Here is a 14,971-nt window from a genome sequence, read left to right on the forward strand (position 1 = left end):
ACATGTAAGTAGAGCTTTTTTATAAGAAAGTTGTACTTAATTTTTAGAACACGAGGTGAAGAAATGGCAAAACAAAAGCAAAGAGGGACGAAGGCTAAGGCAAGACGTACGATAAAGCCAACTTTGTATTATGAAATCGTCGGGTTGACTCTTTTTGCACTTTCGATTATTACGATTTTACAGCTAGGTGTTGTAGGGAAATCGTTTGTGTTATTTTTTCGCTTCTTCTTTGGTGAGTGGTACATAATAGGTGTGTTAGGTGTAATAGCTTTATCTGTTGCGTTTGTAATAAAGCGGGGATGGCCCAACCTTTTAAATAAACGGCTAATAGGTGTTTATTTAATTGTACTAGCAATATTAATGTTTAGTCATATTACATTATTTAACCTGCTTACGAAAGATGGAGCTGTGCAAAATACTTCTGTAATTGTTAGTACAAAAGATTACTTCTTCCTTGAAATGAAAAAGGGCCCGGATAGTGTTCATTTAGGTGGTGGTATGTTCGGTGCACTGATGTTCGCAACGTGCTACTTCTTATTTGACGAAGTAGGGGCATATATCATTGGAATTATTTTAGTTATTCTTGGAATACTTTGTATAACAAATAAACATATTGGAGAAGTACTTGCTCCGATAGGGAGAATTCTTAGAAGTCAGTTTCAAGTAATGCAAGGGGATTATAAAGATTGGAAATCTCAAAGGGTCGCCGAGCAAACTGAAAAGAAAAAAACAACAAGAAGCAAGAGGCGTGAACGTGTTGCTGAACAAGAAGAAGCTATTGAGCCAGTAGAAGAAATAGAAATTGGTCCACCAATTATTTCGAATTTTACTGAGAATTATCCAGTACGTGAAGAGACGGAAAAGCAGATAGAAGAAAATGATTTAATTACTCCTCCGTTTATTGAAGAGGCAGTTCCGCCTGCGCCAGAAGAACAACCTCACAAGAAACGAGGAGAAAAAATCGTTGAATCGCTAGAAGGTGAAACGAAAGCACCTCCTATACAATTTTCTAATGTGGAAAATAAAGATTATAAGCTTCCTTCGCTTGATATATTAAAGTTTCCCCAAAATAAGCAAGTTACAAATGAAAATGCGGAAATTTATGAAAATGCTCGTAAATTGGAACGTACATTCCAAAGTTTTGGTGTGAAAGCGAAAGTAACAAAAGTACATAGAGGTCCTGCAGTTACGAAATATGAAGTGTATCCTGATATGGGAGTAAAGGTAAGTAAAATTGTTAGTTTAAGTGATGATTTAGCGCTTGCTTTAGCAGCGAAAGACATTCGTATTGAAGCACCTATTCCTGGGAAATCAGCTGTAGGGATTGAGGTTCCGAATTCAGAAGTTTCTATGGTAACGCTGAGAGAAGTTCTTGATTCAAAGGCGAATAACCACCCAGAAGAGAAGTTATTAATCGGTCTTGGACGTGATGTTACAGGAGAGGCTGTATTGGCACGTTTAAATAAAATGCCCCATTTATTAGTAGCTGGTGCGACTGGTAGTGGAAAGAGTGTATGTATTAATGGAATTATTGTAAGTATTTTAATGCGTGCAAAACCGCATGAAGTAAAATTAATGATGATTGATCCGAAAATGGTAGAGTTAAATGTATATAACGGTGTTCCGCACTTATTAACACCAGTCGTAACTGACCCGAAAAAAGCATCACAGGCTTTGAAGAAAGTTGTGAGTGAAATGGAGCGTCGTTATGAATTATTCGCGCATAGCGGTACGCGTAACATTGAAGGATATAATGATTATATTAAAGAACATAATAGCCAATCGGAAGCGAAACAACCTGAATTACCATATATTGTAGTGATTGTGGACGAGTTAGCTGATTTAATGATGGTTGCTTCTTCGGATGTAGAAGATGCGATTATGCGTTTAGCGCAAATGGCACGTGCTGCTGGTATTCATTTAATTATTGCGACTCAGCGTCCGTCAGTTGATGTCATCACAGGTGTTATTAAAGCGAATATTCCATCGCGTATTGCATTTGCTGTATCTTCCCAAATAGATTCTCGAACGATTCTTGACGGTGGTGGTGCAGAAAAGTTGCTAGGTCGTGGAGATATGTTATTCATACCAATTGGTGCATCGAAACCTGTTCGTGTACAAGGGGCGTTTTTATCAGATGATGAAGTTGAGAGAGTCGTAGAATCTGTTATTGCGCAGCAAAAAGCGCAATATCAAGAGGATATGATTCCACAAGATGTTCCTGAAACAAAGCAGGAAGTAGAAGATGAATTATACGATGAAGCGGTTCAGCTTGTAGTAGAAATGCAAACAGCATCTGTTTCTATGTTACAACGTAGATTTAGAGTAGGATATACGCGAGCAGCTCGTTTAATTGATGCCATGGAAATGAATGGTGTAGTAGGTCCTTATGAAGGTAGTAAACCAAGGGGAGTACTCATTAAAGATGTGCAAGAAAAAAGTTCTTAAAAAAAGCCTAATTGTTTTTACAATTAGGCTTTTTTATATGCTGTTTTTGTTATATACTATAGTCACTGACGAAGAAAGGGCTTACATCTTTAAGGGTCCTTTAGAATACGAATGCTTATCGTTTTGGTTTTCAAAACGTTCGATATTTAATGTAGAAAAATGTTGAATTCTGTTGACACATATGGGAGCAAGTGGTAAGATTACTTCGAAAAGAATCACTGCCTCATATAATCTTGGAGATAAGGTCCATAAGTTTCTACCTGGCAACCATGAATTGCTAGACTATGAGGGGAAAAGTGTGTAACAAAGGATGTAAGGAATCTTTGTGCCGAACTTTTTCTCTATATGAGAAATGTTTATGGTACAAAGTTTTTTTTATGGGATAAAGTGTGAAAATTTCATCTTGAAAAATTATTAATATTTATTCGATAATTACGCTTATTTTTAGTATTTAGTAATTTATACTATGTTGTAAGTTGAAAAAAGAGAAAAGAAGTCTTACATCAGAGGTCGAATAATTGAAATGCGGGGGAGTCTTATGTCAGTAAAATCCGATAGTCGTCACCTATATTTGCGGGTGATTGATCACATCAAAGGAAAAATTAAAGATGGGGCTTACAAAGAAAAACAAAAGTTACCTTCAGAGTTTGATCTAGCGAAAGAACTTGGTGTAAGTAGGGCAACTTTAAGGGAAGCACTACGTATTTTAGAAGAAGAAAATGTTGTTATTCGTAGACATGGTGTAGGGACATTTGTAAATGCGAAGCCGTTATTTTCTTCTGGAATAGAGCAACTTTCTAGTATTACAGATATGATTTCTAGTGTGGGGAAAACACCAGGAACAATCTTTTTATCATCATCTACAACAACTTTAACAGAAGAAGAAAAAGAGAAATTTAATTGTGAAGATGCTTTTAGCGCAGTAATGATTGAACGTGTTCGTACAGCGGATGGGGAACCAGTTGTATATTGCATTGATAAACTGGCAAAAGAGATATTACCAGATTTATCGGGATACAATGAGGAATCGCTGCTTACAGTAATACATAATAATACGCACAAGCGTATCACATACGCAGTTGCTCACATCGAACCGATTGGTTATCACCCGAAAATTTCACCGATTTTAGAATGTGAACCTGAAACGGCACTGCTAGTTTTAAAACAAATGCACTATGATCAAAATGATGAGCCAATCTTATATTCTATTAATTACTTTAGAGCTGATAAGTTTAGCTTCCACGTATTAAGAAAACGTATGTAGGGAAGTTCCTTTTTAGGGAGGTGACAGCAAGAAGTAAGGGACAGCAGCGTATGAATCATTAGACAAAACATTTCAGGAGGGGTTTCTAGTATGAAGAAAAAAACAGGTCTTTTATTATCGTTAACGTTAGCAGCAAGTACAGTGTTAGGTGCATGTGGTAACTCGGATAAAGCGGATAGTGACAAAAAAGGGGATAAAGAGTTTAAGGTTGGTATGGTTACAGATGTTGGGGGCGTTGATGACAAATCATTTAACCAATCAGCTTGGGAAGGTTTAACAAAATTCGGTAAAGACAACGATTTAAAGAAAAATGAAGGATATCGTTACCTTCAATCAAGTAAAGATGCTGATTACATTCCAAATTTAACGAAATTTGCGAAAGATCATTATAACACAACATTTGGTATTGGATACTTAATGGAAAAATCAATTGAAAAGGTGGCTGAACAGTATCCAAAAGAGCAATTTGCGATTGTAGATACTGTTGTAAAGAAGCCGAACGTAACAAGTATTACATTTAAAGACCATGAAGGTTCATTCCTAGTTGGAGCTGTAGCAGCGATGACAACAAAATCAAATAAAGTTGGTTTTGTTGGTGGTGTGAAGAGTCCGTTAATTACAAAATTCGAATCAGGTTTTAAAGCTGGTGCAAAAGCAGTAAATCCAAATATCGAAATTGTATCACAATATGCTGATGCATTTGATAAGCCAGAAAAAGGATCTGTATTAGCTTCAGCAATGTACGGTCAAGGCGTTGACGTAATTTACCATGCTTCAGGTGCAACTGGTAACGGTGTATTCACAGAAGCGAAAAACCGTAAGAAAAAAGGTGAAAATGTTTGGGTAATCGGTGTTGACCGTGACCAAAATCAAGAAGGCATGCCTGAAAACGTAACTTTAACTTCAATGGTAAAACGTGTTGATGTTGCAGTAGCAAAAGTAGCGCAAGAAGCGAAAGATGGTAAGTTAAAAGGCGGTAAAGTAGAAGAGTTCGGCTTAAAAGATGATGGCGTTGGTATTGCGAAAACAACTGATAATGTGAAAAAAGTAAACCCAGAAATTTTAACAAAAATAGAAGAGTTTGAGAAGAAAATCACTGCTGGTGAAATTAAAGTACCTGCGACTGATGATGAATATAAAGCATACGAAGCTGCTCTAAAGAAATAATGATAGAGCAATAGCAAAGGTTAGTTCTTAGAACTAACCTTTGTATATATAAAAAATACTTTTAATAGAGTGTAATTGGGGAGTGTTCCCTGCTAGAAGGAGGAACAAAATGGAATACGTAATTGAGATGAACAATATTACAAAAGTATTCCCAGGTATTGTAGCGAATGACGATATTACGCTGCAAGTAAAACAGGGAGAGATACACGCTTTACTTGGAGAAAATGGTGCAGGGAAATCAACGTTGATGAATGTACTGTTCGGTTTGTATCAACCAGAACAGGGCGAAATTAAAATTAAAGGAACCCCTGTAAAAATTACAAATCCGAATATAGCAAATGACCTTGGAATTGGGATGGTCCATCAGCACTTTATGCTTGTTCATAATTTTACAGTTACAGAGAATATCATTCTTGGAAATGAGCCGAAGAGAAAAGGGAAAATAGCTGTTGAAGAGGCTGCAAAAGAAATTAAACAATTATCTGAACAGTACGGTTTAGCTGTTGATCCAAATGCAAAGATTGAAGATATTTCGGTTGGGATGCAGCAAAGGGTTGAAATATTAAAGACGCTTTATCGTGGTGCGGAGATTTTAATATTCGATGAACCGACTGCAGTGTTAACTCCTCAAGAAATTCATGAGTTGATTCAAATTATGAAAAAGCTTGTGCAAGAAGGAAAATCTATCATTCTTATTACACATAAATTAAAAGAAATTATGGAAGTTTGCGATCGTTGCACAATTATTCGTAAAGGTAAAGGAATTGGTACAGTTGACGTTGCGAAAATGGATGAACATAAACTTGCAGAATTAATGGTCGGACGTCAAGTGAATTTTAAAACAGAAAAAATAGGGGCCAAACCGAAAGAGGAGGTTCTGTCTGTTGCGAATCTTGTCGTTCATGATGCACGCCAATTACCTGCTGTAAAAGGCCTTGACTTAACTGTTCGTGCAGGAGAAATCGTTGGTATTGCAGGGATTGATGGAAATGGTCAAAGTGAATTAATAGAGGCGATTACTGGTTTACGAAAAGTTGAGTCAGGTTCTATTGCAATTAAAGGAAAAGAAATAACGAATTGGCCTGTTCGAAGAATTACAGAGGAAGGAATTGGTCATATTCCAGAAGACCGTCATAAACACGGGCTAGTTCTTGATTTTTCTGTTAAAGACAATATAGTTTTGCAAACATACTATAAAAATCCATTTTCAAAGAAGGGGATTTTAAACTTTAGCAAAATCACAGAGAAAGCAAAGGCGCTTATTGAACAGTTTGATGTACGTACGCCTAGCGAACAAACATTAGCGCGTGCTCTATCAGGTGGAAATCAGCAGAAAGCTATCATTGCACGTGAAGTAGATCGTAATCCAGATTTATTAATTGCAGCACAACCAACACGTGGTTTAGATGTAGGTGCGATTGAATTTATTCATAAAAAATTAATCGAGCAGAGAGATAATGGGAAAGCAGTATTACTTCTATCGCTAGAACTGGATGAAATTTTAAATGTAAGTGATCGAGTTGCTGTTATATATGAAGGTAAAATTGTAGCAATTGTCGATGCGAAAGAAACAAATGAACAACAGCTTGGTTTGTTGATGGCTGGCGGAACGGAGAAAGAGAAGGTGAATACAAATGGCTAAAAAATTTTTAACGGAGCGAACAATTAACATTTTAGTTCCTGTATTATCCGTTATTTTTGGTTTACTTGTTGGTGCCATTGTAATGTTAGTTAGTGGATATGATCCAATTGTTGGGTATGCAGCGCTTTGGGAAGGAATGGTTGGAAATCCGCAGGCTATCGGTGAGACGCTACGTACGATGATTCCACTCGTGTTAGCTGGTCTGTCTGTTGCATTTGCGTTTCGTACAGGTCTCTTTAACATTGGGGTAGAAGGACAATTATTAGTTGGATGGCTTGCCGCTGTCTGGTTTGGATATGCAGTATCGTTACCAGCATTTTTGCATATTCCGTTATCTATTTTAGTAGCCGCGATTGCCGGTGGTTTATGGGGATTTATACCTGGATATTTAAAAGGAAAGCTTAAAGTAAATGAAGTAATTGTCACAATTATGATGAACTACATTGCACTTTATGTTACGTATGATCTTATTAAACGTTTTATACATGAAGGTAATGAGAAATCTTATGATGTACAAGCGAGTGCTTCATTAGCTTCTGATTGGCTATCTTCATTGACAGATGGATCTCGTTTGCACTGGGGAATTGTTGTAGCTATTTTAATTGCTATTGTAATGTGGTTCGTATTAGATAGAACTACGTTAGGATATGAGTTGAAATCGGTTGGTTTTAACCAAAATGCATCGCAATATGCAGGGATGAAAGTCTCTCGTAATGTTGTATTATCAATGACAATTGCTGGCGCTTTTGCTGGAATTGGTGGGGCAATGGAAGGTCTAGGAACATTCCAAAGTATGACGGCAATGACATCGTTTACTGGTATTGGATTCGATGGGATTGCGGTAGCTCTTCTTGGAGGAAATAATCCGTTTGGTATATTATTATCGGCTTTACTGTTCGGTGGTTTGAAAAGTGCAGCCCCGCAAATGAATTTTGAAGCAGATGTACCTTCTGAGTTAATTAATGTTATTATCGCATGTATTATTTTCTTTGTTGCTTGCAGTTATGTTTTACGCTGGGCACTTACACGCATGAGCAAGGAGGGGAAATAAATGAGCTTTATAGATATTTTAGCCATTCTTGTGACTGGTACTTTATATACGGCAGCGCCACTTATTTTTACGGCGTTAGGTGGAGTGTTCAGTGAACGTTCTGGGGTTGTAAATATAGCCTTAGAAGGTTTAATGTTATTTGGTGCATTTACTGGTATCGTTACAACGTTATTAATGGGTGATACGTGGGGAGCAATGACTCCTTGGATTGCACTATTATTTGCAGCTATTGGTAGTGGGTTATTTGCACTTCTTCACGCAGTAGCGTCCATTACATTCCGCGCGGATCAAGTAGTAAGCGGGGTAGCGATTAACTTTTTGGCTCTCGGTTTAACAGTATTTGCGATTAAGAAAATCTTTGGTAAAGGACAGACTGATTTTATTCAATACCGAATTGAAAAAATCGATGTTCCAGGACTTTCGGATATTCCGGTAATCGGGAAAATCTTTTTCTCAAATGTACCGTTAACGTCGTATATTGCCATTATTTTAGCATTTGTTGTTTGGTACATTATTTATAAAACACCGTTCGGTCTTCGTCTTCGTGCTGTTGGTGAACATCCAATGGCAGCAGATACGATGGGGATTAATGTATATAAAATGCGTTATATTGCAGTTTGTATATCTGGAATGTTTGCAGGAGTGGGTGGTGCGGTCTTCGCAATGTCGATTTCTGGTAACTTCTCAGGTGCTACAATTACTGGACAAGGTTTCTTAGCACTAGCAGCTATGATCTTTGGTAAATGGAATCCACTTGGTGCTCTTGGAGCAGCGCTGTTCTTCGGATTTGCTCAATCACTTGGGATAACAGGTGGTACAATTCCTATATTAAAAGAAATTCCAAGTGTATTCTTAACGATATTACCGTATGTATTTACAATATTAGCACTCGTTGGTTTTGTAGGCCGATCTGAAGCTCCGAAAGCATTAGGAACGCCTTATGAAAAAGGAAAACGATGAGTATTTAGAAAGTATAAAAAAAGCTCGCACATTAGTGCGGGCTTTTTTACATAGAATATATTTAATACGGAATTTTACTATGTTCCTTACATATTAAAGTTTTTAGAAAGACTCAAATGTAAGCATAATAAGGAAGAAAATTTGATTTTTTATTTCTAAAAACTGTATATTGAAGAGGAATATTCCTACATACGTAAAGGAGGGCTATTAATGAAACTAATGGAACAGCAACTGCATGAATTAGGTGGCTTGCGAGTACATATTATTCCGACTGATAAATTTAAAACAAATACCTTTGTATTTCGTTTTAAAGCACCTTTAAATGAGGAGACGGTGACAGAGCGTGCCCTATTGCCGTACGTATTGCAAAGTGCGACAGAAAAACTGCCTTCTGTAATTCGTCTTCGTCAATATTTAGAAGAATTATATGGATCTTCTTTAGCGGTAGATGTAAGTAAAAAAGGAGAAGACCATATCATCTCTATTTATGTAGACATTGCAAATGAAACATATTTACGCGATGCACCACCGTTATTTGAAAAAGCGCTTTCTATGTTATCTGATATTGTTTTACATCCAGCAACAGAAGGGGACGGTTTTCTATCTTCTATTGTAGAAAGTGAGAAACGAGCACTCTTGCAACGAATTGAAGCTACTTATGATGATAAAATGCGTTATGCAAACGAGCGTTTAATTGCAGAAATGTGCAAAGTAGAACCATATCGCTTAAGTGCAAATGGAAAAAAAGAAAGTGTTGCTTCTATTACAAATGAAAGTTTGTATCAATATTATCAAAAAGTGTTAGCTGAAGATGAAATGGATTTATATATCATTGGTGATATTTCAGAAGATGCTGTGGAGCTTGTAAATAAGTATTTTTCGATTTCACCTCGCGCTATGAAAGAGAGAAATGTACTTCTTCATAAACGAAATAATGAAGAAAAAGAAATTGTTGAAAAACAAGAACTAAAGCAAAGTAAATTAAATATCGGCTATCGCACATTCATTACGTATAAAGATGAAGATTATTTTGCATTACAATTGTTTAACGGATTATTTGGAGGGTTTTCTCATTCGAAGTTATTCGTAAATGTCCGTGAAAAAAATAGTTTAGCGTACTATGCAGCATCGAGATTTGAAAGTCATAAAGGTTTGCTCTTCGTTATGTCTGGAATTGAAGCGAAGAACTTTGAAAAAGCTGTTGAAATTATTAAAGAACAGATGAAAGCAATGCAAAGCGGTGATTTTTCAGAGGAAGAGATTCAGCAAACGAAAAGTGTAATTCAAAATCAAATCTTAGAGGCAATTGATACACCACGTGGTTTTGTTGAAATGCTTTATCACGGGGTGATTTCAGAGCGTACGCGTCCAGTTGAAGAATGGCTAACGGGCATAGAAAGCGTGACGAAAGAAGAGATTGTGAAAGTTGCTAATAATATTGAACTAGATACAATTTACTTTTTACATGGAACGGAGGGAGAATAAATGGAGAAAATTGTGTATGAGCAATTAAAAGAGACGCTATATTATGAAAACCTTCCGAATGGATTAGACGTATATATCTTACCGAAACAAGGCTTCAACAAAACATTTGCAACATTTACGACGAAGTACGGTTCTGTTGATAATACATTTGTACCGCTTGGAAAAGAAGACATGACTCGTGTACCAGATGGAATTGCTCATTTCCTTGAGCATAAATTGTTTGAAAAAGAGGACCATGACGCGTTTCAATTGTTTAGTAAACAAGGTGCTTCAGCGAACGCTTTTACATCTTTTACAAGAACCGCTTATCTCTTTTCCTGTACATCAAATGTAGAAAGAAATTTAAATACGTTGTTAGACTTTGTACAAGAACCGTATTTCTCTGAAAAAACGGTTGAAAAAGAAAAAGGTATTATCGGTCAAGAAATTCAAATGTACCAAGATAACCCAGACTGGCGTTTATACTTTGGGTTAATCGATAGTTTGTTTGTGAAACATCCAATTAAAATTGATATTGCAGGGACAATTGAGTCCATTAGTAAAATTACAAAAGACCTACTGTATGAATGTTATGAGACTTTTTACCATCCGAGCAACATGTTATTATTTGTTGTTGGAGCGATTGATCCTGAAAAAACAATGGATTTAGTTCGTGAAAATCAAGCGAAAAAAGATTACGAAAATCAACCAGAAATCGTTCGCTCTTTTGAAGAGGAACCAGAAGAAGTAAATGAAAAGAAAAAGATTATTTCAATGCCTGTTCAAACTCCAAAATGTTTAGTTGGTATTAAGGCAACGAATTTAAAAGAAAAAGGGCAAGCTCTGTTAAAACAAGAAATTGCACTTACATTACTTTTAGATTATTTATTTGGAAAAGGGTCAGTTCATTACGAATCTTTATATAATGAAGGTCTTATTGATGATTCGTTCTCGTATGACTATACAGAAGAAAATAACTTCGGTTTTGCAATGGTTGGTGGAGATACGAAGCACCCTGATGAATTGGCAGAGCGATTAAAAGGTATTTTACTACAAACGAATTATGATCAGTTAGATGAGACTGCGCTGGAACGGGTGAAGAAAAAGAAAATTGGCGGATTTTTACGATCGTTGAATTCACCTGAATATATTGCAAATCAGTTTACACGATATGCGTTTAATGAATCTAGTTTATTTGATGCTCTTACAGTGTTAGAAGGATTAACTGTTCAAGACCTACAACAAGCAGCAAAAACATTATTAATTGAAGAGAAAATGAGTGTCTGCCAAGTGTTACCAAAAAAATGAAGTAATATGTGAATAAAAAACGCAGTATCTATATCCCTCATCTAACGTTTGGTTATTGCCAAATGGTAAGATGAGGGTATTATTTATACATAAAAAGATAAGAGAGGGAATTTATGAAAAAGTATGCATTAGTAACTGGAGGAAGCGGAGGGATTGGCTCTGCTATTTCGAAGCAGTTAATCGAGGATGGTTATACAGTCTATATTCATTACAATAAAAGCGAAGAGAAGATAAGGGGGTTACAAAAGGAGTTTGATGCAGTGATTCCTGTGCAAGCAAATTTAGCTTCTATCGATGGAGCAGAGAAATTGTGGGGACAAATCGAACATCCTATTGATGTTATTGTATACGCAGCTGGAAAGAGTATATTTGGATTAGTAACAGATGTTACGAATGAAGAATTAGATTATATGGTGGAGCTTCAAGTGAAGAGTGTATATAGACTTTTATCGATGGCGCTTCCACCGATGATCGGGCGGAGGAGTGGTAATGTTGTTGTTATTTCATCCATTTGGGGGCAAATAGGAGCGTCTTGTGAGGTGCTATACTCAATGGTGAAAGGTGCACAAAATTCATATGTGAAGGCTTTAGCGAAAGAAGTTTCTCTAAGTGGATTGCGCGTTAATGCGGTAGCGCCAGGTGCGATCGAAACAGAAATGTTAAATGTATTTTCAGAAGATGATAAAAATGAAATTGCTGAAGATATTCCATTAGGTAGAATAGGACTACCCGAAGAGGTAGCAAAAACAGTATCATTCCTCGTTTCGCCAGGAGCTTCTTATATTACGGGGCAAATTATCGGAGTGAATGGCGGTTGGCATTGCTAAAAAATTCTTACATAAAAAACAAGAAATTGTACAAATTAAGCATGATTCTATTACTAAAATAGTGAGGTGCTTAAACATGTCAGTGTTAGATAATTTTGATCAGTGGAAGAGCTTTTTAGGAGAACGTTTAGAACAAGCGGGGGGAAAAGGGCTTGATGGTGGTGCCGTATCAGATATGGCATTTCGTGTTGGTGATTATTTAGCAAATGAAGTAGAAGCGCGCAACGATCAAGAAAAATTATTGTCTGAGCTTTGGAAAGTTGCTGATGAACAAGAGCAACATACAATTGCAAATTTAATGGTGAAGTTTGTACAACATAAGTAAAAGTAGAGAGGAGCTTCTCCTCTCTACTTTTTTTGTATAGTAATTAGGAGGAATAGATTATACATTTAGCTTCCCTATTAAGGTGAAATCATATAATATAGTACGTAGGTGTAAAGTAAGCGTAGGGGAGTGATCTTGGATGATTGAATGGTATTTTGAATATGAAATACATAAAAACCGACCTGGCTTACTTGGTGACGTTTCTTCGTTAATCGGTATGCTTGGCATCAATATTGTCACAATTAATGGTGTAGATAATGCACGACGTGGACTTTTGCTTATGTGTGATAATCAAGAACAAATCTCTAGACTTGAATCAATTTTAAATACGATGGATAATATAACGGTAACGAAATATCGTCCGCCAAAGCTTAGAGATAAGCTAGCAGTTAGACATGGTAGGTACATACAACGAGATGCAGATGATAAGAAAACATTTCGATTTGTGCGTGATGAATTAGGATTGCTTGTAGACTTTATGGCGGAGATAATGAAAAAAGAAGGTCATAAATTAATTGGGATACGAGGAATGCCTCGTGTCGGAAAAACAGAATCTATTGTTGCCGCAAGTGTTTGTGCAAATAAGAGATGGTTATTCGTATCATCTACTCTCATTAAGCAAACTGTTCGTAGCCAATTGATTGAAGATGAGTATAGCGACGATAATATTTTCATACTAGATGGAATTGTGTCGACAAAGCGTGCAAATGAAAGACACTGGCAGCTCGTTCGTGAAATCATGAGATTGCCTGCAACGAAAGTTGTGGAACATCCGGATGTGTTTGTGAGTCAGTCAGAATACACATTGGATGATTTTGATTATATTATCGAATTGCGTAACGATTATGATGAAGAAATTCAATATAATTTAGTAGATGAAATTGAGCAAGGTACGCAAAACAATTTCTCTATGTTCGACTTTTAAAGAAATATTGAGGTGTTAGTAGTGACGGAATTAGGACAAAAGCTGACAGAAGCAAGAGAAGCGAAAGGCTTATCTATTGATCAGCTGCATGAGATTACAAAAATTCAAAAACGCCATTTAGTAGCGATTGAAGAAGGCAATTATGATGTGTTGCCAGGAGCTTTTTATGCGCGTGCATTCATTAAACAATATGCAGATGCTGTTGGATTAAATGGAGAGGAACTGCTTGTGGAATATCAGAGTACGATACCACAGTCTGAAAAACGTGAAGTTCCACAAGTATCAACTGGACAAAAAACACAAGAAACAATGCAAAAATCTTCATCATGGCCAATTGCGGATCATATGCCCAAAATTTTGATTGCGTTGTTAGTAATCGCATTTGGAGTGGTAGTCTGGTTTGTTATTCAAGCGTTAACTGGAAAAGATGATAGGCAAGTTCCAAATGCTCAAAGTGAGAAAATTGAGGTTCAAAAAGCAAAAAATTCTCCGTTAGATACGAAGAAAGATGAAGCGAAAGCGGAAGAACCAAAAAAAGAAGAACCAAAGAAAGAAGAACCAAAGAAAGAAGAACCAAAGAAAGAAGAGCAACCAGCGCAACCAACTGGACAACAAGAAGTGAAGGTAGTTGGAACGAGTGGTAAGGTATCTACTTTGGAAATTCATAATAATAAAACATTAGAACTGGAAATTTCAGCGAAGGGTGCAAGCTATGTAGATGTTAAAGATGATGCGGGTAACGAAATTCTAAACACTACAGTACAAAGTGGTCAAACAGAAAAACGTGATTTATCAACAGTAAAAGAAGTGCGGCTTAATATTGGAAGTGCACCGAATGTTGAAATTAAACTGAATGGCCAAGTGGTTACTTTCCCATTAGATCCAGCAAAAGAATATCACCAAAGATTGGTGATAAAAAACCAAGGGATAGGGCAAGCTGCGCAATAACAGTCATCGCTTCGATGACTTTTTTCAATGAACAAATGTTTTTGACATGATGGAGGAATAGCTGTGAATTTACCAAATAAAATTACAATATCTAGAATCTTCTTAATTCCAATTTTTATGGTAATTATGTTAGCGCCCTTTGAGTGGGGCTCATTTATAATTGGTGATGTAGAGTTACCAATTCAACATTTAGTAGGGGCACTTATCTTTATTATTGCTTCGGCTACAGATTGGATTGATGGACATTATGCAAGAAAGTATAATCTTGTAACGAATTTAGGGAAATTCCTTGACCCGTTAGCAGATAAATTACTTGTTTCGGCAGCACTTATCACATTGGTAGAAATGCAATATGTACCTGCTTGGATCGTTATTGTAATTATAAGCCGTGAGTTTGCAGTAACAGGTTTACGCCTTGTACTTGCTGGGACAGGAGAAGTAGTTGCAGCAAATCAGCTAGGGAAAATTAAGACATGGACACAAATTATTGCGATTGCAGCATACTTATTACATGATGTACCGTTAAATCTACTTCATATTCCAGTTGCAGATATTTTCATATGGATTGCATTATTCTTTACCGTTATTTCAGGATGGGATTATTTCTGGAAAAATAAAGATGCTTTTGTAAACTCAAAATAG

At 36.5% G+C, this 14,971-nt stretch carries 13 protein-coding genes and 1 riboswitch; all 13 genes read left to right on the forward strand.

Features of this window, described 5'->3' with window-relative positions; translation table 11 throughout:
* The first annotated feature begins 63 nt into the window (after positions 1-63).
* The 13 genes from BG05_RS12935 (at position 64) to pgsA (ending at position 14,971) form a co-directional block, all read left to right on the forward strand.
* Positions 64-2,448: a DNA translocase FtsK gene (locus tag BG05_RS12935; protein WP_002128718.1), complete on the forward strand. Its 2,385-nt coding sequence runs from the start codon at positions 64-66 to the stop codon at positions 2,446-2,448.
* A gap of 203 nt (positions 2,449-2,651) precedes the next feature.
* Positions 2,652-2,753, forward strand: a riboswitch (purine riboswitch).
* A 233-nt stretch (positions 2,754-2,986) separates the two neighbouring features.
* Positions 2,987-3,712: a GntR family transcriptional regulator gene (locus tag BG05_RS12945; protein WP_002088063.1), complete on the forward strand. Its 726-nt coding sequence runs from the start codon at positions 2,987-2,989 to the stop codon at positions 3,710-3,712.
* A 90-nt stretch (positions 3,713-3,802) separates the two neighbouring features.
* On the forward strand, positions 3,803-4,879 hold the full coding sequence (locus BG05_RS12950) for a BMP family lipoprotein (RefSeq protein ID WP_002128714.1): 1,077 nt from the start codon (positions 3,803-3,805) through the stop codon (positions 4,877-4,879).
* A gap of 109 nt (positions 4,880-4,988) precedes the next feature.
* Entirely contained in the window at positions 4,989-6,521 is a 1,533-nt protein-coding gene (locus tag BG05_RS12955; RefSeq protein ID WP_002128712.1) for an ABC transporter ATP-binding protein, read from the forward strand.
* Positions 6,514-7,572, forward strand: coding sequence for an ABC transporter permease (locus BG05_RS12960; protein ID WP_002088061.1), 1,059 nt, complete (start codon positions 6,514-6,516; stop codon positions 7,570-7,572). The genes BG05_RS12955 and BG05_RS12960 overlap by 8 nt, the downstream gene beginning before the upstream one ends.
* Positions 7,573-8,532, forward strand: a complete 960-nt coding sequence (locus BG05_RS12965; RefSeq protein ID WP_002066758.1) for an ABC transporter permease — start codon at positions 7,573-7,575, stop codon at positions 8,530-8,532.
* A 210-nt stretch (positions 8,533-8,742) separates the two neighbouring features.
* Positions 8,743-10,017 (forward strand): EF-P 5-aminopentanol modification-associated protein YfmF, encoded by a 1,275-nt coding sequence (gene yfmF, locus BG05_RS12970; RefSeq protein WP_002033691.1) that lies wholly within the window; start codon positions 8,743-8,745, stop codon positions 10,015-10,017.
* Positions 10,018-11,304, forward strand: coding sequence for an EF-P 5-aminopentanol modification-associated protein YfmH (yfmH, locus tag BG05_RS12975; protein WP_002185081.1), 1,287 nt, complete (start codon positions 10,018-10,020; stop codon positions 11,302-11,304). It abuts the gene before it with no gap.
* A gap of 113 nt (positions 11,305-11,417) precedes the next feature.
* Positions 11,418-12,131, forward strand: coding sequence for an elongation factor P 5-aminopentanone reductase (gene ymfI / locus BG05_RS12980; protein WP_002014593.1), 714 nt, complete (start codon positions 11,418-11,420; stop codon positions 12,129-12,131).
* Positions 12,132-12,207: 76 nt separating this feature from the next.
* A complete protein-coding gene (locus BG05_RS12985) occupies positions 12,208-12,456 on the forward strand; it encodes a DUF3243 domain-containing protein (protein ID WP_000114449.1) in 249 nt (82 codons plus the stop codon).
* 139 nt (positions 12,457-12,595) lie between these two features.
* Positions 12,596-13,381, forward strand: a complete 786-nt coding sequence (locus tag BG05_RS12990; RefSeq protein ID WP_000574107.1) for a DUF3388 domain-containing protein — start codon at positions 12,596-12,598, stop codon at positions 13,379-13,381.
* A gap of 21 nt (positions 13,382-13,402) precedes the next feature.
* A complete protein-coding gene (locus BG05_RS12995; RefSeq protein ID WP_016127442.1) occupies positions 13,403-14,329 on the forward strand; it encodes a helix-turn-helix domain-containing protein in 927 nt (308 codons plus the stop codon).
* A 63-nt stretch (positions 14,330-14,392) separates the two neighbouring features.
* A complete protein-coding gene (gene pgsA / locus BG05_RS13000; RefSeq protein ID WP_002014596.1) occupies positions 14,393-14,971 on the forward strand; it encodes a CDP-diacylglycerol--glycerol-3-phosphate 3-phosphatidyltransferase in 579 nt (192 codons plus the stop codon).

The sequence above is a fragment of the Bacillus mycoides genome (genome assembly GCF_000832605.1).
Taxonomy (GTDB): Bacteria; Bacillota; Bacilli; order Bacillales; family Bacillaceae_G; genus Bacillus_A; species Bacillus_A mycoides.